The following is a 21,783-nucleotide window of genomic DNA, read 5'->3' as shown; positions in this document are numbered from 1 at the left end:
TACAACTGAAAGCCTCGCCCTTTAGGGCGGGGAGGAGGTCAGAGTAATTGCTGTGAATAATAAAATCATAATTTATTAATCAAATCAATCCCTGGACGCCCACACTCTTATTAAAATATATGGGATTAACTAGATAGATTCTTCACTTTGAACCTGAGTAACCCGGCTATAAACGGTATCAGTGTCCAGGCTGTGAAAGCTACCACAATGTATTCTGGCTTAACTACTTCTAGAACTGTTTCCCCTAGTACCCCGTAATTATATTGCACCAGTGCCGAAACCAGGTTCATGAATCCAAGCGGGCTAAAGTAGTATAGCTTATACTGGGTCTTTATTAACTCATCTATGCTTGACGTATGCCCTATTGTGAATGCAAGTATCATGCCTACTATCTGAAGCCCTATTAGGAAGAACAAGTACAATGTTATCGTGAAGGCTAGGTATGAGGTGCCCTTGAACTCCACAGCTATATAGTAGCATAAAGTATAGAAGGCCACCAGGGATCCAGCTATACCCAGGTAGAATAGCAACATGTCCTGTGGGCTAAGCAACACACCCATAACCACGTATACCCCAGTATACAGCGCAGTGATGAATAAAAGTGGTGCAGTTAAGGCTACCAGTATACCTGCAATGTATCGCGTCATGTATAGGTCTACCCTTGTAACAGGTCTCGCAAGGATGAACTCCAACGCACCCTGGCTCTTCGGCTTAGCTATTAAAACGTAGCCTAGGTAAAGCATTACAACGGGGAATAAGAGGGCGAAGAGGGATAAACCTATACTACTTATGTTGCTTGTTATAACTCCTCTTGCAGTCCCCCCTATACTTACGATTACATTACCGCTTCCCCCTCGAATCTCGCTATTGTTTGCCACCACTGCCCAGGAGACGTTTAGGATCCGATACCTGGAAACATCTCTCAGTTCTATCGGGAACACATATATCCTCATGTCTTCGCTCATATCACCCAGGTACTTCATACCTGTCAAGTTAACAACTCCAGTACCTATTGATGTAGTGCCTGATGATGTAAGAGTGGCTACTGATACATTATAATATACTTGTAACGGCTTAACCAGTAGCTGCGGGAAACCCATTATAAGGTAGAGCCTATCCATGGCAGAAGCTATACTCATGCATCCATTAATAGTGAAGAATCCGCCTCTTTCATTCCCCACCATTACCGGTATGAATGAAGTCCTACCGCCTAGAAACATGCAGCCCCCGTAAACTGGAGTATTATTTACGTTGTCTAGAGGTGTAGTGTGTAAGAATTTTAGGCCTGATATATCAAGGGTTCCAACCTTTACCCTGGTAAGCACTGCTTTGAGAACAACCCCTATACCTGGTCCGGGCGTCTCCATCACCCCGCCTGAGACAGGGATATCTAGTCTAGTCTTCCCGGTTAACTGATAGCTTCCAAGGCTTATGGTCTTCCAGTCTGAGCCGGATCCGGGTGCGAGTATTAATAAGTCGAGCGATAACTCTATAGTGGCTGGATTAAGCTCGTTATCGTATACCCCGCTGACCACTTCGAGTTTCTGGCTCGTTGCGTCCAGTCTGAAGAGTACTACTCCATTATAAAGAAGGCTTAGACTCCCTGTTATTATCTGTTGTGCCGAGATATATGTTAACCCTAACCCGGCGACTATGAATAAGACTAGTGTCACTATGGTTGCCTTTCTGAATAGTGCTCTCTTGAAGTCGTAGATGAATGGTTTCACTGTTTCTCAGCCTCCCTTATTAACTCGAAGAAGAATGCTTCGAGATCCCTTTCCTCGTTTCTAAACTCCTTGACTCCAATGCTTCTCTTTACGAGCTCACCCAATATTTCCTCCGGGTTAACCCCATGGTTTATTTTAACGGTTATCTCCATGTCCCCGGCTACTACTTCACCATAGTTGCTCAGTATCTTGACTGCTTCCTCAAGGTTGTTTGAAACCCTTATCTTTAAGCTAGGCTTCGCGAGCCTGGTTATCTCCTCCATCGTGTACACGCCTATTATCCTACCCTTATGTATAAACACTACTTTATCGGCTAACTGCTCAACCTCCTTCAGTATATGCGAGGAGAATAATACGGCTTTATTCTCCCTCTTGAACTCGCGTGCAAGCTCTCTGAAGAAGGCTATTCCCTGGGGATCCAGGCCATTTAACACCTCGTCGAATACTATGTTGGGTGGATTGCTTATCAAGGATACAGCCAGTGCAAACCTCTTCTTCATTCCCTGCGAGTATTCTGAGAGCCTCTTACCCATGGCGTCCTCCAGCCCCATTCTGCCAAGTAGCTCTTTACCTAGTTTAACGGCTTCGCTTTTGCTTAAGCCATGGTAGCCTGCTAGGTAGACAAAGTAGTCTAGCGCCTTGAACTCTGTCTCGAAGATTGGTAGCTCAGGAACCCATCCAATCCTCTCTGAAGCCCTCCTCTTATCACTGAGCACGCTGTATCCATCCACGATCACATCGCCGCTATCCGGGTTTAAGACACCTACTATTATCCTTATAGTAGTCGTCTTACCAGCACCATTCAAGCCAACGTAGCCTACCACCTCGCCGTTACCAACTTTAAATGAGACGTCGGAGAGAACTCTCGTCCTCCCAAAAGATTTTGATATGTTTTTAACCTCGATCAATATTAAATCCCCATACTACTCTATGCTGAATATTCGATCAGTTTAATAAACCTATAGTTTAAAACAAAAATAAAAAACCACATATTACTTGATTGTGAAATCAGATGCTCAGTCATGGCTAACTACAAGATCTGTGGCAGAAACATTCTTGTAGCCGAGGCCATGGGATACTGTAGAGACTGCCCTTCTAAAACACTGGGATATCGCAGGAGATGTAGTGATGAAGACTCATACAGGGATACGTAGAAAATACCGGTTAACACCGCTTACTCCATTAGTTAACAAAGGCCTTCACTACAGAATCTGCGGTAGAGGATGCATTATCCCAGTTAACGCCAGCAGCTATTACAGCTTTATATAGAATATCAATGGTGTTCCGGGAAACATATTAGGAGATAATGATTTAGCGCTGGGAGACTACTATTACAGAGGGGACCCGAATAGATGCGGGAACCAGTGAACCACTCAGAAGGGAACCCAGCCTTTCGGGGTGGAGGGGAGGTCAGTAATATATTTCCCGCCCCATATCTTATACATTGGTAGGGTAATCAATGAAGCTCGTGGACTACAGTGAGTACCTGGACTATGTTTCCAAGAGGAACACGGTGATTATTGAGGGTGAGGAGATAGAGTTAAAGCCCATTAAGGTTAAGAGGATGACGCCGTTACCCGAGGAGCTCACTGATTCCTCCTCAACCGTGTGGAGCTTCCCTAAGAGGGGTTCATGGGCTACTCATAGAGGCAACTACAGGGGTAACTGGCCTCCCCAGGTAGCCAGGCTACTGATTGAAAGGTATAGTGATCCAGGTAACATAGTGCTAGACCCCATGATTGGCTCCGGCACCACTTGCATAGAGGCCAAGCTCCTCGGCAGGAACTGCATAGGCGTCGATATAAGCTATGAGGCCGTGATCCTTACTCTCCACAGATTATACTGGCTTGAAAAAGCCCTCGAGAACCCACCGGGTGATGCAGGTGGTGTTGACTTAGAGAACGCTGGGGGAGCTGTGGTAGAGATCTATCACGGCGATGCCAGGAGGCTCAGCAAGGTAAGGGATGAAACAATAGATCTGGTGATTACCCACCCGCCATACTTTAATATAATTAAGTATAGCAATAGGGTTGACGGGGATCTCTCGAGAGCGGGTAGCCTAGAGGAGTATCTTAAATGGTTTAATGAAGTAGCAGGGGAGATCTATAGGGTCTTAAAGCCAGGGAGGTATCTTGGAATACTTATAGGGGATACCCGTATCCGTAAACACTACGTGCCAATATCCCATTACGTACTAGGGATTCTTTTAAGAAGAGGCTTCATCCTCAGGGAGGAAGTGGTGAAGATACAGCATAAAATGAAGACGACAAGAGAGGTATGGTCTAGGCTCAAGGACAGGGATTTTCTGCTTATATATCATGAGAAACTCTATGTCATGAGGAAGCCTAGGAACCGGGAGGAGTATGGGAAATACAAGTACAGCGCATACATGGACCTGGATTATCTAACTAGTTAAGGTTTAAACTTGTTTAGGCATGTATTTATCAACTATGTGGCCAGGGTTCTCCCTTAACACCTTGACAGCTTTAGGCAAATACTCCATAATAGTATCCGGTGTGACGCCATCCTCCCCTATATCCTCAGCTGCTAAATCCCCGGCGAGGCCGTGTACAAGCACACCCATTCTCACAGCTTCACCAATGCTCCTTAACCCTATACCATACATCCCTGCTATAGCGCCTGTGAGTACATCGCCGCTTCCAGCTTTAGCCATGCCTGGATTACCAGTCATATTCACATATATGTATCCATCCGGGTAGCATATCATGCTATGAGCCCCCTTATACACTATGTAGGAGCCTAGCTCCATGCATGCCCTCCTCAAGTATTCCACCGGGTTCTCCTGTACCTCTTTCAAAGGCTTGTTAACCAGCCTCGAGAACTCGGCTGGGTGAGGCGTTATAATGGTGGGGGCCCTTCTCTTCTTCAATACATCAGGGTTCCCGGATACAGCTGTTATCCCATCCCCATCGATTATGACCGGCTTATCTATCGACTCCACGAGCTTCCTTACGAGCTCCTGTGTCTCGTTATTTAACGAGACCCCTGGCCCAACAGCTACGATATCTATGCCATGTTCCTCTATGAGTCCCAGTATCTTCTCGAGGTTGCCGAGAGCTATAGTGCCCTCACTCGTCTCCTCGAGGGGAATGTATACTACTTCATGAGCCCTGGAAGCTATATAGGGTATGATGCTCCTAGGTGCTGCTAGCCTGGAGTACCCGCCTCCCACCTTAAGGAATGAGAGGGATACATAGTACGGTGCACCATAATAGTATCTAGCGCCGGCTACGGCGAGTAGTTTCCCAAATACCCCTTTATGACCCCATCTAGGCCTCTCAGGGAGTTTCACTGGAGTATTCAGCTCAGCCCTAACCGATTCAATGAGGCTCCTCGGGTACGAGAGCATTGATACATATAGCTTCCCGCAGTAATGGTAGCCTGGATATAATATATTACCGTATTTCGGCATACCGAAGGTAACAGTGATACTTGACTTAACCGCTACACCCTTCACCAGCCCTGTGTCCCCTTCAACACCAGATGGTATGTCAACACTTACAACTGGTTTCCCACTCGAGTTGACTAATTCGATTATTCTTCTAGGTAGCCCGGATACCTCGCCCCTCAACCCTATACCTATTAATCCCACCAAAAGTACGTCTGCCCTCTTGATGGATTCCCCTAGTGCGCTGACCTCCTCCTCGCTGGAGACGTATTTAACTGGGACACCCATTTTAACCAGGATATCATGGTTGAACCTCGTTGCCTCACTCATCTTAACCGGGTTGCCTACGATGAACACCTCGACAAGCCCGCCGCCTGCATGCAGTCTCCTAGCAGCTACAAGCGCGTCGCCGCCGTTGTTACCCGTCCCAGCTATAACCGTGAATCTTCTTCCCTCGACACCGTATTCCCTGAGTATCACCGTGTAGAGTGCACTGCCAGCCTCCTCCATTAATATAATGCTGGATAACCCGTATTTCTGGGCCTCCTCATCAATCCACCTCATCTCACTAACGCTGGAGATCTTCAATAGGGGACACCATATACTATTATGGGACACAGTATACTTAAGCTTAATTAATAGCATGGATTACAAAGTAGAGAAAGCCCAGCCTATAGTATCTTAATAGTATCCCTGGGAACGTTCAACAATGTTTATCCAATAATGCAAGGTATTAACATATCTGGTGACCCTATTGAAGCTCGTTGACGCATACATGTTCCTCGAGGAGCTGGGAAGTCTCCTCTATAAGCTCTTAGAGCTCAGGGATAAACTCAGGGAGGAGGGATATCCTGTTCCAGGGAGAGAGACAGCGACGCCCTTGGTGAAATACGGGTTTGTATCCATGCTTAAAGGTGGGGTCATCATGGATGTGACTAACCCCGAGCAAGCCATTATAGCCGAGGAGGCCGGCGCTGTAGGGGTGATGGTGCTTGATAAATTGCCCTATGATGTCAGAATGGCTGGAGGTGTCGCGAGAACAGCTGATATAAAGGTTATAGAGGAGGTAATGAACTCTATAACTATACCTGTCTCGGCGAAGTGCAGGATAGGGCATGAATGGGAGGCCAGGGTTCTAGAGGAGGTAGGGGTTGACCTAATAGATGAGAGTGAGGTGTTAACGCCTGTCGATGAGAAAGCCCATATTAATAAATGGTTGTTCAAGACGCCATTCGTCAACGGTGCCAGGAGTCTCCCAGAGGCGTTGAGAAGAATCTATGAGGGGGCATCAATGATCAGGACAAAGGGGGAACCAGGTACTGGCAACGTGGCTGAGGCAGTTAGACACATGAAGATCGTGAACAGGGATATCTACCTGCTCAACGGCTACTATAGGAATGGAGATGCGGAGGCGATATGGGTTTACTCGAAGGAGAACCGGGTTCCCTACGAGCTTGCTCTTCTAACAGCCAGGCTGGGTAGACTGCCCGTCGTGAACTTCGCAGCTGGAGGGATAGCAACGCCTGCTGACGCAGCTTTAATGATGTGGCTGGGTGCCGATGGGGTCTTCGTTGGCTCAGGCATATTCAAGAGTAATGATCCAGAGGCCAGGGCCCAGGGGATAGTATTGGCAACAACATACTGGGATGACCCTGAGACAGTGCTTGAGGCGCAGAAAATGGTGTCTGAGAAAGCCTCAATGCTCGGGATAGATATCAGGAGGCTTAAACCCGAGGAGTTGATGCAGGAGCGGGGTGTGTAATCATGGTTAAAATAGGCATCCTAGCCCTGCAGGGAGACTACCTGGAGCATTACCAGGTGCTTAAATCGCTTGGAGGAGTGGAACCAGTGATCGTTAAGCATTCAAGGGAGCTCTCATACATTGATGCATTAATAATACCAGGCGGTGAATCCACGACGATAGGCTCACTAATAGAGAGCAGGGGCCTTAGTAAACCCCTAGTGGAGTTTATGGAGACCGGTAAACCAGTTTTAGGCACCTGTGCCGGCGCAATACTCTTAGCTAAAGAGGTGGCCGACAGAGTTGTCGGGGAGACAAAGCAGTATACTCTCAGAGCGATGAATATCAGGGTAATGAGGAACGCGTATGGGAGGCAAAGGGAGTCATTCATCGCGACAGTTAATATTGAGGATATAGGGGAGGTGAGGGCGGCGTTTATAAGAGCCCCTATAATACTCGAGGCACGTGAGCCGGCGAGGATAACCGGTTACCTCAACGATTCCTCGCTGGGTAGGCATGGTGTTGCTGCGCTTGAGAGGAACCTGTACGCGGTGACATTTCACCCCGAGATAACGGGTGATATAAGGCTCTACAACTATATTATCCAGCAAGCCAAGAGATAGCGTGAGGAATGCATCTTGAGCCAGGATACATGGTTTTTTTCACAGTGTCTGAAATGCGGGTGGCGTGAGAAGGGGTTACATCTCAAATGCCCTATATGTGGAGGCGTAACTGTTCTAGAGTATGAGAAAGCCTCCCTAAGCATAGAAAGGAATGAGGCAAGTATCTGGAGGTATAGGGGTCTCCTACCAGGGTTTCCCCGTAGGATATCAATGGGCGAGGGGCTTACGCCGCTTAGAGTGGTTAATGGAGTACTAGTTAAAAACGAGAGGAAAAACCCAACGGGCTCATACTCTGATAGAGCGTCAAGCATTATTGCCAGCTATCTAGCTTCCACGGGTAGAAAAATCATTAGTGTCGAGTATGTCGAGGACTTCGCCTATTCTGTTACGTATTATACACGTGGATTGGTTAAGGGAAGCATAGTGGTCAATGACCCTTTTAACGCCGACGTTGATGAATTAATCAGTGTTCACAGAGCAGGATTCACCATAAAAATAGGTGATAAGGGGGAAGCAGACATCCCTTACATTAATCCGCTAACTATAGAGGGATTGAAGACTATATTGCTCGAGATATATGAGAGGAAGCTTAGGAGTGAAAACGTTATTGTACCGGTTGAAACAGGTACCCTAGCCTTCTCGCTCTGCAAAGCCCTCAAAGAGCTCAGCTATCTAGGAATAGATCCAGGATACGTGATCATAGGAGCTATGGTGAAGGGTGCTGAGAAACCCTGGCTTATAGACCACTGTGGTAGCCGTGTTAAAATAGAAGAGGTCGATAAGACTGAGGCATTGGGAGCACTACTTGAATTAAGCCGTATAGGTGTAAGGACAAAGATGGTCTCGGCCCTGGCATACGCTGTCGCGAAAACCATCGGTAACTCCATAGCTGTAATCACTGTGGGCGAGAAACACGTTAGGCAAAGAAGGAATCTAAGCAAGCTGGGCTCCGAGATACTTGGGATCCTCGAGAAGCAATCTGAGCTCACAGCCTACGAGGTATGGAGGATCCTCGGGAGATACAGCCTTAGAGGAGTATATAAGGCGCTTAAATCTCTTGAGGAGCTCGGGCTTGTATGCGGCAAGCACGTGGTTAAAGGGGTTGGAAGAAAGGTGAAGACCTACTCTATATGTGAGGACAGCTATATAGTTGAGTAACCCGGTCTCGATGGATTTTAATAGATTTAATGTAAAACCGGGCCTGTAAAACAGTGATTTTATATATGAAAATCATTTAAACCCTGTTTTTAAGACATAACCGGCTATACTATTCATCATGACGCGGGAGAACATTACCAATATACCTGGAAGCAGGATCCTGATAGTGGACTATGGTGGGCAGTACACGCATTTAATAGCTAGGAGAATCAGGGAGCTCGAGGTATACTCCGAGATAGTCTTCTACAGGGATTTAAACCGCGTTAACATTGAGGACTACGACGCGGTAATATTATCGGGCAGCCATTTAAGTGTGAAAAGCCTTGACAAAGATGCTGTGGAGACGGCTAGGAAGATCCTCATGGAGGGAGATAAGCCATTACTAGGAATATGCTTTGGCCACCAGTTAATAGGATACCTCCTCGGTGCCAAGTTGTCTACAGGGTGCAGCGAGTATGGTAGAACCACCGTGGAGATACTGAATAGTGATGCATTGTTTAATGGATGGAGTAACAGCGAAGTAGTCTGGATGAGCCATGGTGAATGCATCGAAGACCTTCCCGACTCCATTACATTACTGGCTGAAAGCGAGAATAAAGTGGTGGCGGCTATTAAAGCAGTCGTGAACAACAGGGTTGTCTACGGTGTCCAGTTCCATCCAGAGGTACATCACACTGTGAAAGGCCGGAGGCTCCTGGATAATTTTCTCGGGATCATTAATGCGAAAAGGGCTTGGAGGACTGAGAACTACTATAGGTGTATAATCGATGAACTCAGCAGAGAAGTAACTAAGAATGGTGTAGCCGTTGTCGGCGTCAGCGGCGGCATAGATTCAACCGTTACAGCCTTAATAGGGAAGAAGCTCTTCGGCGATAAATTAATACCCGTGTTCGTTGACCATGGTTTACTGAGGGAGGGGGAAAGAGAGCTTGTTGTCTCATCCCTCGAGAAACTCGGGTTAAACCCTTTAATAGTTGATGCCGGGGAGAGATTCATCTCGAAGCTCGAGGACTCCACTGACTGCGAGGAGAGGCGTAGGGTAATAGGTGAGGAGTTCGCGAGAATATTCTCTGAAATCATTGAAAAAGAGGGTGCTGAATACTTCCTACAGGGTACAACATACCCTGATGTAATCGAGAGCGGTGGAACCCATAAGGCAGCCTCCGTAATCAAGTCGCACCATAACGTTGGGGGATTACCCGAGTGGTTTAGGGGTAGGGTTAAGATACTGGAGCCACTGCGCCTCCTCTACAAGGATGAGGTAAGGGAGATAGCCAGGTTGCTCGGTGTTCCCCGTGAAATAATCGAGAGACACCCGTTTCCAGGACCTGGGTTAGCTGTCAGGATTACAGGTGTCTTCACAAAGAAGAAGCTGGATGTGTGTAGGAGGGCTTCTAAAATAGTTGAGGACGTGCTCAGAGAGTATGGGTTATACAGTAGGGTGTGGCAGGCCTTCGCCGTTGTAGGCGATGATAGATGGGTCGGGGTAAAGGGTGATGCTAGAAGCCACGGCTACATAGTCACCGTTAGAATAGTTGAAAGCGTTGACGGGATGACTGCCGACTACTCGAGGATACCCTATGATGTACTCGATGAGATTAGTAGGAGGATCACTAATAGTATCCATGATGTGACAATGGTTACCTACGCTATCACATCCAAGCCTCCCAGCACTATAGAGCCCTGCTGAGGCGGTATGGACTTGAGGATCATCTACATACCATGGAGTAAAGCCATAGAGTTATGCTACAGGCTTGCATCCATGGTACTTGATAGCGGGAAGCAATACGATACAGTGGTAGCCGTATCTAGGGGAGGATTAATACCGGCTAGAATAATCAGCGATGTGCTGGGTGTAGAAGACCTAGTGGTCCTCAGATCAAAGCTATGGGGGATCGGTGGTAGGATACGTAGTGAGCCGGAGCTCTCAATACATGAACCACCCAATTTTAAAAATAGGAAGGTGCTAGTAGTGGATGAAGTAGTTGATACAGGGGCTACTTTAACCAGGATAACCAGGCTAATAAGGGATCTAGGAGCTGACTCCGTTGAGACAGCTATTATACACTATAAGTCCACAAGTTCATTCAAGCCTGATTACTACGTTGAGAAAATCGATGAATGGGCATGGATATTCTACCCATGGTCATTCGCTGAGACCCTGTACGGCTTAGCCAAGGCGAGAGGAGGAGATATCCACGAGGAGGCGTTCAGGATACTAAGGGAAATCACGGCTTCAGAGCTATATCTGGATCCATACAGGATAAGAGAGGCACTTAAAAGGTATAGTAGCTAGAATATTTTTAAGCCCTGGTTTACATAGCTAAAGCGGGCTTCATGTTAGTTGTTGCAATTGATCCACCTGTAAGGGAGGAGAAAGACAGGAGGATAGATATCCTTGTAAGGGGAGTCGATGAGTATGTTTCAGGCTATAAGATAGGTATCCCCTTCCTTCTAAAGCATGGTAAACAAGGGATTAGAAGGCTGAGGAGGCTCACGGAGAAGCCGATCATAGCGGATCTGAAGCTAGCGGATATAGGGGACATAATGAGTACTACGGTCAAGCATCTAGCAAACACCGGCGTAAACGCTGTCATAGCGCACGCCTTTGTAGGGTATAATGGTGCATTGGAGACCCTTATGAAGACATCCATGGTTACAGGGATAGGCATTATATTAGTGGCATCCATGAGTCATGAGGGCTCACGGGAATTCATAGATAAGCATATCGATGAATTCCTAGATCTAGCAGTGAAAGCAGAAGTTGAAGGCATTGTCACACCAGCTACGAGGCCGAATGTGATCAGGTATGCGAGGGAGAGGCTCGGCGGATCAATAAAGATATATTCGCCCGGTATAGGGATCCAGGGAGCTGAACCCGGCTCAGCACTATGCGCGGGCGCCGACTACGAGATTGTGGGTAGGCTGATAACCGGCTCCAAGAATCCTGGTGAAGCAGCCAGGGAGGTTAGGGAGATACAGTTGAAGAGGTGGTCGAAGTGTCATGGATAAGCATTGAGCTCTATAAGAGGGGCATGGTGAAGATAGGTAGGTTCAAGCTATCCTCAGGCATCGAGAGCCCATTCTACATCGATATGCGGAGACTATACATGTACCCGGATCTCGCTAGGACAATCATCCTAGAGCTAACACGTAGAGTAAAACTCGACGATATCGATGTAGTAGTGGGTGTCGCGACAGCAGGAATACCTCTAGCTACATATGTCTCATGCCTCACAAATAAGCCGATGGCATATGTCAGAGTGGAAAAGAAGAACCATGGAACCAGCTCGCTGATCGAGGGAGATGTAACTGGCTTGAGAACCCTGGTGCTCGACGATGTATCTACAACTGGCTCCTCGATACTGAAGGCTGTCGAAGCAATATGGGAAGCCGGCGGAATACCGGTAAGAGTAGCTGTCCTCGTTGACAGGGAGCAGGGAGCTCGTGAGGCACTTGCTTCCAGGGGCATCGAGCTCTATCGGTTAATAACGGCGAGAGAGGTCTTCAGGGATCTCTACGCTCATGGATTAATCAATGAGACAATATACCGTGAGCTACTCGAGTACCTTGACAAGTACTCAGCAGGGGGGACGGTGAACCAGGGTGTATTACCCGGCTAAGATAACTGGCTCCGAGAAGCTTAGCAAGACACTATATCTAAAGAGGATCAGGATACTTAGCGATGGGATCAAGGAACCCTTACCGTTTCAATTCCTGTTGACATGGGTGCCCGGAGTAGACTTGCTGCCAATGAGTGTAGCGGACTTCAGTAATGGTGAGGTAGTGATAATCGTGAAGGAAAGAGGAGAGGGATCAAGGGCGTTGATCAGGCTTCACAGCGGTTTCCTAGGGGTAATGGGTTTCTATGGTGTAGGGTTTAAGCCGCAGGGCTATAAGAGGATATTGTTTGTAGCAGGGGGCTCAGGGATAGCTCCGTTCTTCTATCTTGCTAGGAAAGCATGTGAAGAAGGCGTTTCAGTAGACCTGGTATGGGGTGTTAGAGGGGGAGACGAGTTATTCAACCCTAGGAGTCTACTTAACACTGTAGACAAGGATGTCGCAATATATGTCGCGACAGAGGATTGTAGCACTGGCTACTGTGGTAGAGCATCAATGCTTGCATCCAGGGTGATCCATGAGAACCCGGGTAAATGGGATCTAGTGATAGCCTCTGGGCCGCAGGGCTTGCTAAGAGAGGTATGTAGCCTGTTCAACGATACCGGTGTGGAGCTATATGTTAACACTGAGACCCTTGTTAAATGTGGGGTTGGGGCATGTGGCTCATGCGTCTTGAAACCCCATCCCCTCCTTCTATGTAGGCATGGCCCAGTCTTCAAGTGCCGTGATATAGAGGGCTTCCTTAAGGGTGGTGGAAGTGCTTGAAACAAGTATAGCTGGGCTAAGGCTAGAGCACCCTGTTATGAATGCAAGCGGTATACTTGGCTCGGAGCCTGAGCACCTTGAGATACTGGCTAAGCAGGGTTTCTCAGCCATTGTATCTAAGACTATAACGTTGAATCCTAGGGAGGGGTATTCTCCACCCATTATTGTTGAGTTAAGGAATAACGGGCTCCTAAACGCAGTAGGCTTAGCGAACCCCGGGGCTGGAGTGATCCCGGTTCTAGCTAGGAAGGCAAGAGAACTTAGTAAACCATTGATCCTCAGCATCGGTGGCTCCAATGTAGAGGAGTTTGTGAAGCTTACCGAGCTAGCTAGCGAGGCTGGCGTGGATGCAGTCGAGTTAAACCTTAGTTGCCCCCATGCGGAAGGCTATGGCCTTGAGCTGGGTAGCGATCCCATGCTGGTTTACAGAATAGTGAAGGATACTGTATCTGTAGCATCCATACCTGTAATAGCTAAACTAGGGTTAACAGATAGAGTAATTGAATCAGCTGGTAAAGCCCTCGAGGCAGGCGTAAAAGCCTTAACACTAATAAACACTGTGAAAGCTATGAGCATAGATGTATACACTTTTAAGCCTGTGCTGAGCAACAGGTATGGGGGCCTCTCGGGGCCACCTATTCATCCAATAGCTGTGAGAGTGGTATACGACGTATACAGGGAGTACAGGGCTGAGATAATAGGGGTTGGAGGTGTGTCATCGTGGATGGATGTAGCGGAGCTCATGCTAGCCGGAGCTAGGGCTGTGCAGGTAGGTACAGCCGTGATCTGGAATGAGAACATCGTGGATGAAATACTGGGTGGACTCCGCAAGTGGTTGATTGACTTGGGGTATAATAGTTTAATGGATCTTGTTGGAATAGCGGTAATGTAGTGAATCGATCCAACCCTCCCTGATCCCCCGGTTCATTCTTCACAGATTACTCTACCTTTATATAGCTGACCGTGATGCCTAGGGATAAGAGTATTAATGCTGTTAGGAATCCTACGGCAATTAAAGCCGGGGATGCATTGACAACTAGTAGTAGAATGCTTAATGCGAGGATCACGAAGCTGGTTATTGAGAGGAACCGCATTATCTCAAAGACCCAGGGGGTGCCGGTTAATCTGACGAGTAGCCTGTAAATGATGTTGCTTCTAAAAGCAGCGTAATGGAGGCTCTTCCTTAATATTTCCTGCCCCATTTTATCTAATTCAACAGCATCTCTTCCCGCAATCTTGATCCGCCTTAGTACCCTTGTAGGCGGCATCGTGAATGAGTCCAATATTATAGTGAGGATCTTTTCATCTCCAACGAGGTTCTTCAACTCGTCGACGAGGAGCCATCCCTTCCTGGAGAAACCTATCTTAACAATTATTTTATATAGGTTCAGCGATGTTATCACTTCTTTAGCTAGGTTTAATCTAACAGGCACCTGGAGCACGTTGTCGTCGTTGCTCGCCTTAATTGGGTGAAGCAGCTCTATCAGCTTCTTAACATACTCTTCTCCTTTCTGGCTTAACGATATATGGAGCTCGCCATTAACCATGGTTTTAGAAATCAATTCTTTCTTCTCGAGCTTTCTAAGACTATCGAGAATACTCTTCCTAGTGTCACCAATAACCCTAGCTAACTCAGACACGCTAACAGGCGTCTTAGTATTATATAAGTATAACACTATGGAGAGCTGGTTGCTGGCCTTAGAGAAGTCTATCATGCTGTCAAGCGTCTTAAGCAACATTATCTTCCTACTGTAAGTATCAGTAATGACTTCACTACTCATGTAGTATGGCACCTGTGTAAATATGGTTTTTGAAAGCATTTTAAAGGCTGTGAACCATTGTTTTACCCAGCACAGAGCTGACAAAGGAGTATAGTAGAACCTCCTCGCGTTGACGGGAGAGGTCATGGATTAAAATGGTTGAAAATTAAGCTGATGTATTCAAGTATCAATGGCCCCGGATACAAGGCTTTAATCATGATTGTGCTGGTTAATGATGCAAGAGCTAATGTACAAGATGTACGTATGAATCATACGTCTGGTTTAAGTATAGAAATACGTGATCAAGTAGTTGAGGTAGATGATAATGCAGGGTAGTCTAGGTGATTTCCTCAATGTTTCAAAAATGGTTCAGAACGGTAAAGTAGGGGTGCGTGAGCTGATAGAGTTGTCCGAGATATCCCTGATAGAAGTATATGATGCTGGTGAGATCGAGAAGGTGAGGGAACTCATCGAGAATAGGATAGGATACTTTCTTCTCAACATATACTATAGTAATAGAGTGGAATGCATGATACTGGTTAAAGGCAAGAGCGGAGAGGTAACCAACGCTGAATGCTATAGTCGAGGCATGTTAGTAAGCGATCCAGGGGAGCTGGCTAGAATAATATCGAGTAAACCAGTTGGAAAAATCAGTGTCTCGGAGGTTAAGCCGCCGTTTATCACCCTAGAGAGGGATACTAATAGAATTGATGAATTGACTAGGGTAAGGCTTATGGCTTACAGGGTCGTGGAGACATATAATAAGCTCGTAGAAGCCATATACTCGGGCAACCCATTCAACCCCAGCTTTTACTATGAGGAGATAAATAAATACATGGAGAAGTATATCACCGAATTCGAGAAAGCATCGAGAAAGCTCGGCAGTAGATCCAATGTAATTGCCAAGAATGGCTTGCAGGAGATAAACGGGGTCGTCTCACAACTAGACAAGGAGGATGCCCCGAATACTATTGCAGTATTGAGGAAGCTATTGCTAGATGTATCAGCATTCACAGCATTAAGCAGGATTCAGATCGAGAGGGCTGAAGCATATTAACACTGCTTGTTTACTAATGCTCAACGGCGTCCCGGCTATAGTATATGCCTTGGCCTTGATCAACCGGCTAGTAGAACCATGAGTATCTTCCTTCCGAGTTCCTCTCCTTCAACCCTTTTATCCAAGGTGAGCAATACAATCTTGTCATCAAGGTGTAACAGTAGGTACTTGTATGGTGAGCCAACCGGTTCGATAACGGCGTAGCATGGACTCCGCGTCTTCAAGTATATGTTTTCAGCCAGCTCAAAGACCTCCATGGGTGTCTCCGGTGGCCAGTAGGCTATCACACCCTCCCTGTACCCAGCCACCACTGCATACTTAACCACGATACCATCGACTATCAACGAGAGCTCCTCCCTCGGTACATTCATGTAGCTGGATTTAGTAATCGCTAGGCCTCCTTCTGTATAATTTTCCATCAATACTATGCACCCATAATACTATCTCCTCTTCAAAGCCTTAAATACAATGGGTTTAGAAAAACTCGTCAACCCCGTGGATTCGGCGACTCGCCGAATAAACCGTAGAAGTGTATATGTCTCTCAGCTGTCGAATAAAGCGTTGGATATTTAAGAAGCACTGTGGAAAATGAATTTCGGTGGCAAAGTATGCCTGGTAGGAGGAAAGGTAAAAAAGCAATAGTAGGCATTGAGGCAGCAATAGTCCTAATAGCATTCGTAATAGTGGCTGCTGCACTAGCATTCGTAGTATTAAACATGGGAATGTTCACAACACAGAAGAGCAAGGAGGTAATGAACCAGGCATTAAACGAGGCTAGTAGCGCCCTAGAGGTTGATGGCTCAGTAATGGCATATGTAAACGATAACGGCAAGGTGGCTGCTATCTATATACCATTAAAGATATCACCAGGTCAACAAGCAGTAGATCTATCACCAGATAAAGTAGATGTAGTAGTGAGACTACCTAGTGGCACCTTTCTAAAGGTAAACAATCTCGTTACTAAGCCAGCCAGCACGCCGGTTGACTTAACACAACTATATCAAGAAACTGCATCCGATTCTAGTGTAAATGCAACGTTCTACATGATTCAATCACTACAGACCGATGAGAACGTACCAGCCTTCAAGGTACTAGAGATTGGTGAAAAAGCATTACTAGTAATATGTCTCCCAACAAATCTCGCGCTAGGACCTTATCAATCATTCACTGTTGAGATAAGGCCTCTCGCTGGTGCACCATTGACTGTTGAGAGGATGATACCTCCAACACTGCCTACAGGAGAAGTTATTAACCTGGTGTAGGGTTGAGGGGGTGTCTTAAATGTATAATCAGTTTTTTCTTATTACTCATCCCATGTAGCTGTCCAGGGGGTGTGGTTTAATTGCTTAGCCGTGGCTTAGCTAGGGGTTTAATGCTTGTGGGCTTGACTGGTTTAATGCTTAGCGTGATCTTGTTCATGATTTACTATGTATTACTAACATGCTTGTTTACCGGTTACCCAGGGGTTTTCAGTGTTATAGGTGGGGTTTTAGGTGGTTTGCTCGTGTTGTTTCTAGCTAGATATTTTCTTCATGTAGCAGTTGATGCATTCCACGCATTGTACCTGGCCTGGAAAAGGGTTTTGAGAGGGTTGGATACATGTGGGTGAGACAATTGACTCTATCTGGCCCTGTAAATGCTGGTTCTGCCGCTTATTCACTAGACGAGTGCTCGGCTACTTTATTAAGAGGGATCTACAGGAGCTTGGATACACTGGAATGGCTGGCAGGGGTGGTGGTGTAGTGGCTAGTAACGAGCTTGATGTAGCTAAGGAGCTTAAAGCGTTAAAGGATGGACTCGAGGAGTTAAAGAGGTCTCTCGCCGAGGTGAAGGCTGTAATAGCTGATTTAACAGGCCCCTTCAGCCTTTATAAGCCGCCTACCGAGACTCTTCAACAGCAAGCTCCCTCACCACAGCCTCAGTCTGCTTCAGAGTCAAGAGGGGTTTCCACAGGAGAAGAGAGGCGTAGTGGAGTAGTTAAGGAGAGCGAGTTTGCAACTGAGAAACCTGGAGAGAGAGGTGGACAGGTTGTGAGAGAAGCAGGGGGTGGGTTTGAAAGGGTTCTAAGCGAGCTTGGAAGGGTTGTCAGAGAAGAGAGAACGAGGATGACGTCTTACAGTATGAAGCGCTTGATAGGGTTGATTAAAACAGTGTATGAGATTAGGCAGATATATCCCAGGGAGAGTGTTGAATCCATTATAACAGTACTGGAGAAGCTTAGCATAATATCTGATAAGGAATTAGAGTTACTGAAGGCCTCTATGGATCTAGTGGAGGGGAATATCAGGCAGAACATGTCAACTGAGGAGACGACATTATTAATGTATATGTTGCTCAAGAATCTCGGGGTAAGGGATGAGGAACTCGAGGAGGAGGCGACTAGAGCAGTCCTCCAGGCATTAATGGTTAAGAGGATGGGTGCCAGGAAGGAGTCCGCGAGTGATAGCGGAGAGAGCAGTAAAGGTGATAGTGATAAATGGGCGAGTCAACAACAATAACGCATGCACTGCTGACGATAGTAGCAGTTCTAATGGCCTCTATATTCGCGGCAGCCGTGATCGGTCAGCTTAACTCAGTTATAAACACTATCAGTATATCAATAAAGAATAAGTCTGATACCTATAGGATGAGTATAGCCATAATATACGCCTACTACGATGCATCCATAAATAACGTGACTATCTTCGTGAAGAACACCGGGGATGTACCATATAGTAAGCTAGATAACATAGATATATTCATAACAGATTACAATGGTGTAATAGACTACTATAGCTCGGGAAACCAAACGAGAGTCACCCTTACAGAACTTGGTTCACTCAATAATGTTCTAGAACCCGGTGAAACCCTTCGTATAGATATATCAGTATCAAGAAGTTATGTAAGCCCTATCGAGATAAGAATAGTACTGGTGAACGGGTACTCGACAACCTATGTAACCGGTTAGTGTACAGGGGTTTGATAAATGCCCTCGGAAATCATTATTCCCGGGTTCATAGTAATGCTAATTATAATGGTGGCGGCTATAGCAGTGATAGGCGTGATACTCCATGCGTCAAGCATGCTTAACACAGCTCTCAATGAATACGTGGCGAATACTGCTAGGAGAACCGGCGTCATCGAGATAATTAATGCCAGTGCAATAGCCTACACTGATACAATAGAATTCAATGTAACAATACTTAACAAGGGTAGTGAGCCGCTCTATGATATGGCGTCGACTGATGTAATGGTACAGTACTTCACTATATCGAACAGCGTGAACACACTATACCTCAAATACGGTGTCAACTGGGAGCCTGCAGCAGTATATCTGACAAGCAATTATTCACTACCCTATACAAGCAAGCCCGTTGTGGAGACAGGTGAATGCCTCCTCATAAAGGGGTGGTTCAGTACGCGGGACATAGATGTGTCGAAGCCATTGAAGATAATCATTGTATCACAGTATGGCGCTAAAGACATGAGGTGGGTCGCCATTGGTTCTTGAGACAAAGCTTATCTCGACAGGTAACGAGGAGCTTGATTTAAAGCTGGCCGGCGGGCTTCCAGTCCCACTGCTCATGGTTATAGAGGGTGAGCATGGAACCGGTAAAACGGTTCTCGTGCAACAATTTGTATACGGTGCGCTTAGATCAGGGCTTAGAGTAGTCGTTATAACCACTGAGACGACGACTGTTGGATATATTAGGCAGATGCTCGGTGTAGGCTTCAATATATTGGACTACTTCATAAAAGGGGATCTCAAGGTCTACTCAACCAGGCTGCCAAGGGTTAGATGGGTTGAATCGACGGGGAGAGATCTCCTCACTTTAACCCAGGACCACATGATTACAAAGATAGATACGTATGACATGTACGTGATAGACTCTTTCAGCATATTAATCAAGGGCTCTAAGACCGAGGACATAGCCAACTTCCTCACCGCGGTGAGAAAACTGGTTGACAAGGGTAGGAGCTTCATTTTAACTATTCACCCGGGTGGACTAGATGAAACAATATACCTGAACCTGAGGGCGATCGCTGATGGATACATGGAGCTCAAGAATGCTGAGATGGGTGGTAGGGTTCTAAAGGTGATGAACATTATTAAATTAAAAGGAGCGCCTACGACATTCGATAACGTGATAACATTTGATATAGATCCAGCCTTCGGCATAAAACTAGTGCCCATGGCTCTTTCAAAAGTGTAGGGTGGGAACTGTGTCGAGGCTTCTTAGAATAGGCTTTATTAAAAGAAGTGGAAAAACGGAGGCTGTTAAGGAGCCGGAGTTCGGTGAGAAGCCGGAGTACCTGGTTAAATACATTGAGGAGTTCAAGAAACAATATGGCGAGGAACCATTGATCGTTGATAGGCCTAGTGGAGACATGAAGATGTGGAGGAAATATAATGTAATATATCCTGTTGGAGGCGGCGTATTCATACATGCAACCAATATCTCCTCTAGGGGGATCGGATATGCTACATACACCGTCATAGAGCCGCCTAGACCGCCTCCACAGTTGCTTAAGGCTATTGAGGAAGTACTAGCTTTAAAAATAAGGCCTGAACACGCTGCTGAATCAGCAGAGGAAAAGAAGAAAATATTATTGACTCTACTGGACGAGATACTTATACCCTCCGAGAAACCGGTTGACTACAGCAGGGTGAAGACCTCTAATTCAAGGATCCAGGTTAACCAGGCTGATATAGATTATATCAAGTATCATTTAATAAGGGATAAGATAGGCGTGGGCATCCTTGAACCATTTCTACGCGACCCCTACTTGGAGGATATAAGCGCAAAGGGCGTTGGAAATATATACATTGTACACAAGATATTTGGAACCATGGAAACAAGCATTGGGTTCACTAGCGAGGAAGAATTGGATGAATTCATTATAAGGCTTGGCGAGAAAATAGGTAAACCAATATCAAGGGCGCGCCCGGTAGTCGATGCAACACTGCCCGATGGGAGTAGAATAAATATTGTGTATGGCACTGATGTAAGCTTATTCGGCAGTAACTTCACTATTAGAAAAGTAGCCAAGACCCCGATCAGCGTAACCCAGTTGATTAAGTGGGGTACTTTCAACGAGTACGCTGCTGCATACATGTGGATCATGTTGTCGGAAGGCATGAGCGCGTTCATATGTGGTGAAACAGCAAGCGGTAAAACAACAGCTTTAAACGCTTTAGCCGTGTTCATTAGACCGAACAACAAGATAGTCAGTATAGAGGATACAGCCGAGGTTGTGTTACCTCATCCAAACTGGGTTAGAGAGCTCACAAGGGACACAGGTAAACCGGAGAGCAGTGTAACCATGTTCGACCTGCTCAAGGCTGCTCTGCGTCAGAGACCCAACTATATAATTGTTGGTGAGATACGTGGCGCGGAGGGCAACATTGCATTCCAGGCTATGCAGACAGGGCACCCTGTCCTCTCAACATTTCACGCTGCTAACCTTGAGAGGTTGCTTCAGAGGCTCACTAATCAACCAATTAATGTACCGAAGACAAACCTGGATAGCCTGAATATAGCATGGTTCCAGTCATCCGTATACGATAAGAGAGGTATGCTTGTCCGTAGGATGATCTCGATAAACGAGATTATAGGCTACGATCCTAAAACAGATTCTATTGTCGCAATACCGGTTTTCACATGGGATCCGGTCGCAGATGTCCACAGGTTCTCTGGACGGGGTTCAAGCTATCTACTAGAGGAGAAAATAGCTGTTATGAGAGGCATCTCTAGGAGAGATATAAAGTACATATATGACGAGCTAGAGCTACGTGCCAAGTTCCTGCGCCACCTCGTTGAAAAGAATATACTAGACTACTTCGATGTATATAAGGCAGTCGTGAAAACCTATGAACTGGGCCTTGAGGAAGCATATAGAAGACTTATAAAGGGAGAACTATTGAAATAGTGGTGTAGCATA

25 protein-coding genes are annotated in these 21,783 nt (G+C 46.3%); 20 read left to right on the top strand and 5 right to left on the bottom strand.

Features of this window, described 5'->3' with window-relative positions; all coding sequences use genetic code 11:
- Positions 1–125: 125 nt before the first annotated feature.
- On the bottom strand, positions 126–1,727 hold the full coding sequence (locus QXV08_RS00575) for an ABC transporter permease (protein WP_342785693.1): 1,602 nt from the start codon (positions 1,725–1,727) through the stop codon (positions 126–128).
- Positions 1,724–2,635: an ABC transporter ATP-binding protein gene (locus QXV08_RS00570; protein WP_342785691.1), complete on the bottom strand. Its 912-nt coding sequence runs from the start codon at positions 2,633–2,635 to the stop codon at positions 1,724–1,726. Before QXV08_RS00570 ends, QXV08_RS00575 begins: the two co-directional genes overlap by 4 nt.
- A 114-nt stretch (positions 2,636–2,749) precedes the next feature.
- Between QXV08_RS00570 and QXV08_RS00565 the strand changes: the two genes are divergently transcribed.
- Together QXV08_RS00565 and QXV08_RS00560 are read left to right on the top strand one after the other, a co-directional pair.
- Entirely contained in the window at positions 2,750–2,881 is a 132-nt protein-coding gene (locus QXV08_RS00565) for a hypothetical protein (protein WP_342785689.1), read from the top strand.
- A gap of 305 nt (positions 2,882–3,186) precedes the next feature.
- Positions 3,187–4,143, top strand: coding sequence for a DNA methyltransferase (locus tag QXV08_RS00560; RefSeq protein WP_342785687.1), 957 nt, complete (start codon positions 3,187–3,189; stop codon positions 4,141–4,143).
- A 3-nt stretch (positions 4,144–4,146) separates the two neighbouring features.
- On the opposite strand, the gene QXV08_RS00555 is transcribed toward QXV08_RS00560, so the two are convergent.
- Positions 4,147–5,700 carry an NAD(P)H-hydrate dehydratase gene (locus QXV08_RS00555; protein WP_404990996.1) on the bottom strand — a complete coding sequence of 518 codons (1,554 nt, stop codon included), beginning with the start codon at positions 5,698–5,700 and terminating at the stop codon, positions 4,147–4,149.
- Positions 5,701–5,890: 190 nt separating this feature from the next.
- On the opposite strand from QXV08_RS00555, the gene pdxS reads away from it, so the two are divergent.
- The 9 genes from pdxS (at position 5,891) to pyrD (ending at position 13,936) form a co-directional block, all read left to right on the top strand.
- Positions 5,891–6,898, top strand: coding sequence for a pyridoxal 5'-phosphate synthase lyase subunit PdxS (gene pdxS, locus QXV08_RS00550; RefSeq protein WP_342785683.1), 1,008 nt, complete (start codon positions 5,891–5,893; stop codon positions 6,896–6,898).
- Positions 6,899–6,900: 2 nt separating this feature from the next.
- Positions 6,901–7,500: a pyridoxal 5'-phosphate synthase glutaminase subunit PdxT gene (pdxT, locus tag QXV08_RS00545; RefSeq protein WP_342785681.1), complete on the top strand. Its 600-nt coding sequence runs from the start codon at positions 6,901–6,903 to the stop codon at positions 7,498–7,500.
- A 15-nt stretch (positions 7,501–7,515) separates the two neighbouring features.
- A complete protein-coding gene (locus QXV08_RS00540) occupies positions 7,516–8,658 on the top strand; it encodes a pyridoxal-5'-phosphate-dependent protein subunit beta (RefSeq protein WP_342785679.1) in 1,143 nt (380 codons plus the stop codon).
- 118 nt (positions 8,659–8,776) lie between these two features.
- Positions 8,777–10,348, top strand: a complete 1,572-nt coding sequence (guaA, locus tag QXV08_RS00535; RefSeq protein ID WP_342785677.1) for a glutamine-hydrolyzing GMP synthase — start codon at positions 8,777–8,779, stop codon at positions 10,346–10,348.
- A gap of 6 nt (positions 10,349–10,354) precedes the next feature.
- Positions 10,355–10,954, top strand: coding sequence for a phosphoribosyltransferase (locus QXV08_RS00530; RefSeq protein ID WP_342785676.1), 600 nt, complete (start codon positions 10,355–10,357; stop codon positions 10,952–10,954).
- Between the two features lie 41 nt (positions 10,955–10,995).
- Positions 10,996–11,670 carry an orotidine-5'-phosphate decarboxylase gene (gene pyrF / locus QXV08_RS00525; RefSeq protein ID WP_342785674.1) on the top strand — a complete coding sequence of 225 codons (675 nt, stop codon included), beginning with the start codon at positions 10,996–10,998 and terminating at the stop codon, positions 11,668–11,670.
- A complete protein-coding gene (pyrE, locus tag QXV08_RS00520; RefSeq protein ID WP_342785672.1) occupies positions 11,658–12,281 on the top strand; it encodes an orotate phosphoribosyltransferase in 624 nt (207 codons plus the stop codon). Before pyrF ends, pyrE begins: the two co-directional genes overlap by 13 nt.
- Complete coding sequence (locus QXV08_RS00515) at positions 12,265–13,044, top strand: dihydroorotate dehydrogenase (protein ID WP_342785670.1); 780 nt, start codon at positions 12,265–12,267, stop codon at positions 13,042–13,044. Before pyrE ends, QXV08_RS00515 begins: the two co-directional genes overlap by 17 nt.
- Complete coding sequence (pyrD, locus tag QXV08_RS00510; RefSeq protein WP_342785668.1) at positions 13,037–13,936, top strand: dihydroorotate dehydrogenase PyrD; 900 nt, start codon at positions 13,037–13,039, stop codon at positions 13,934–13,936. Before QXV08_RS00515 ends, pyrD begins: the two co-directional genes overlap by 8 nt.
- A gap of 46 nt (positions 13,937–13,982) precedes the next feature.
- Here the strand turns inward: pyrD and QXV08_RS00505 are convergent, their stop codons facing one another.
- A complete protein-coding gene (locus QXV08_RS00505; protein WP_342788074.1) occupies positions 13,983–14,951 on the bottom strand; it encodes a hypothetical protein in 969 nt (322 codons plus the stop codon).
- Positions 14,952–14,963: 12 nt separating this feature from the next.
- Between QXV08_RS00505 and QXV08_RS00500 the strand changes: the two genes are divergently transcribed.
- Positions 14,964–15,140 carry a hypothetical protein gene (locus tag QXV08_RS00500; protein WP_342785664.1) on the top strand — a complete coding sequence of 59 codons (177 nt, stop codon included), beginning with the start codon at positions 14,964–14,966 and terminating at the stop codon, positions 15,138–15,140.
- Entirely contained in the window at positions 15,130–15,861 is a 732-nt protein-coding gene (locus QXV08_RS00495) for a hypothetical protein (protein ID WP_342785662.1), read from the top strand. Before QXV08_RS00500 ends, QXV08_RS00495 begins: the two co-directional genes overlap by 11 nt.
- A 59-nt stretch (positions 15,862–15,920) precedes the next feature.
- Here the strand turns inward: QXV08_RS00495 and QXV08_RS00490 are convergent, their stop codons facing one another.
- A complete protein-coding gene (locus QXV08_RS00490; RefSeq protein WP_342785660.1) occupies positions 15,921–16,280 on the bottom strand; it encodes a hypothetical protein in 360 nt (119 codons plus the stop codon).
- Positions 16,281–16,469: 189 nt separating this feature from the next.
- Here QXV08_RS00490 and QXV08_RS00485 point away from each other — a divergent pair, with 189 nt between their 5' ends.
- The 7 genes from QXV08_RS00485 to QXV08_RS00455 all read left to right on the top strand — a co-directional run bounded on the left by QXV08_RS00485 (position 16,470) and on the right by QXV08_RS00455 (position 21,771).
- Complete coding sequence (locus QXV08_RS00485) at positions 16,470–17,123, top strand: archaellin/type IV pilin N-terminal domain-containing protein (RefSeq protein ID WP_342785658.1); 654 nt, start codon at positions 16,470–16,472, stop codon at positions 17,121–17,123.
- An 80-nt stretch (positions 17,124–17,203) separates the two neighbouring features.
- Positions 17,204–17,470: a hypothetical protein gene (locus QXV08_RS00480; RefSeq protein WP_342785656.1), complete on the top strand. Its 267-nt coding sequence runs from the start codon at positions 17,204–17,206 to the stop codon at positions 17,468–17,470.
- Complete coding sequence (locus QXV08_RS00475; protein ID WP_342785654.1) at positions 17,463–18,359, top strand: hypothetical protein; 897 nt, start codon at positions 17,463–17,465, stop codon at positions 18,357–18,359. The genes QXV08_RS00480 and QXV08_RS00475 overlap by 8 nt, the downstream gene beginning before the upstream one ends.
- Positions 18,338–18,808, top strand: a complete 471-nt coding sequence (locus QXV08_RS00470) for a flagellin (protein ID WP_342785652.1) — start codon at positions 18,338–18,340, stop codon at positions 18,806–18,808. The genes QXV08_RS00475 and QXV08_RS00470 overlap by 22 nt, the downstream gene beginning before the upstream one ends.
- A gap of 18 nt (positions 18,809–18,826) precedes the next feature.
- Entirely contained in the window at positions 18,827–19,351 is a 525-nt protein-coding gene (locus QXV08_RS00465) for a hypothetical protein (protein WP_342785650.1), read from the top strand.
- A complete protein-coding gene (locus tag QXV08_RS00460) occupies positions 19,341–20,054 on the top strand; it encodes an ATPase domain-containing protein (protein ID WP_342785648.1) in 714 nt (237 codons plus the stop codon). Before QXV08_RS00465 ends, QXV08_RS00460 begins: the two co-directional genes overlap by 11 nt.
- A 100-nt stretch (positions 20,055–20,154) precedes the next feature.
- A complete protein-coding gene (locus QXV08_RS00455) occupies positions 20,155–21,771 on the top strand; it encodes a type II/IV secretion system ATPase subunit (RefSeq protein ID WP_342785783.1) in 1,617 nt (538 codons plus the stop codon).
- Positions 21,772–21,783 lie beyond the last annotated feature (12 nt).

Source organism: Desulfurococcus sp., from assembly GCF_038881575.1.
Lineage (GTDB): Archaea > Thermoproteota > Thermoprotei_A > Sulfolobales > Desulfurococcaceae > Desulfurococcus.
The sequence above is the reverse complement of the archived record's forward strand: the minus strand, read 5'-3'. Positions and strand labels throughout refer to the sequence as shown.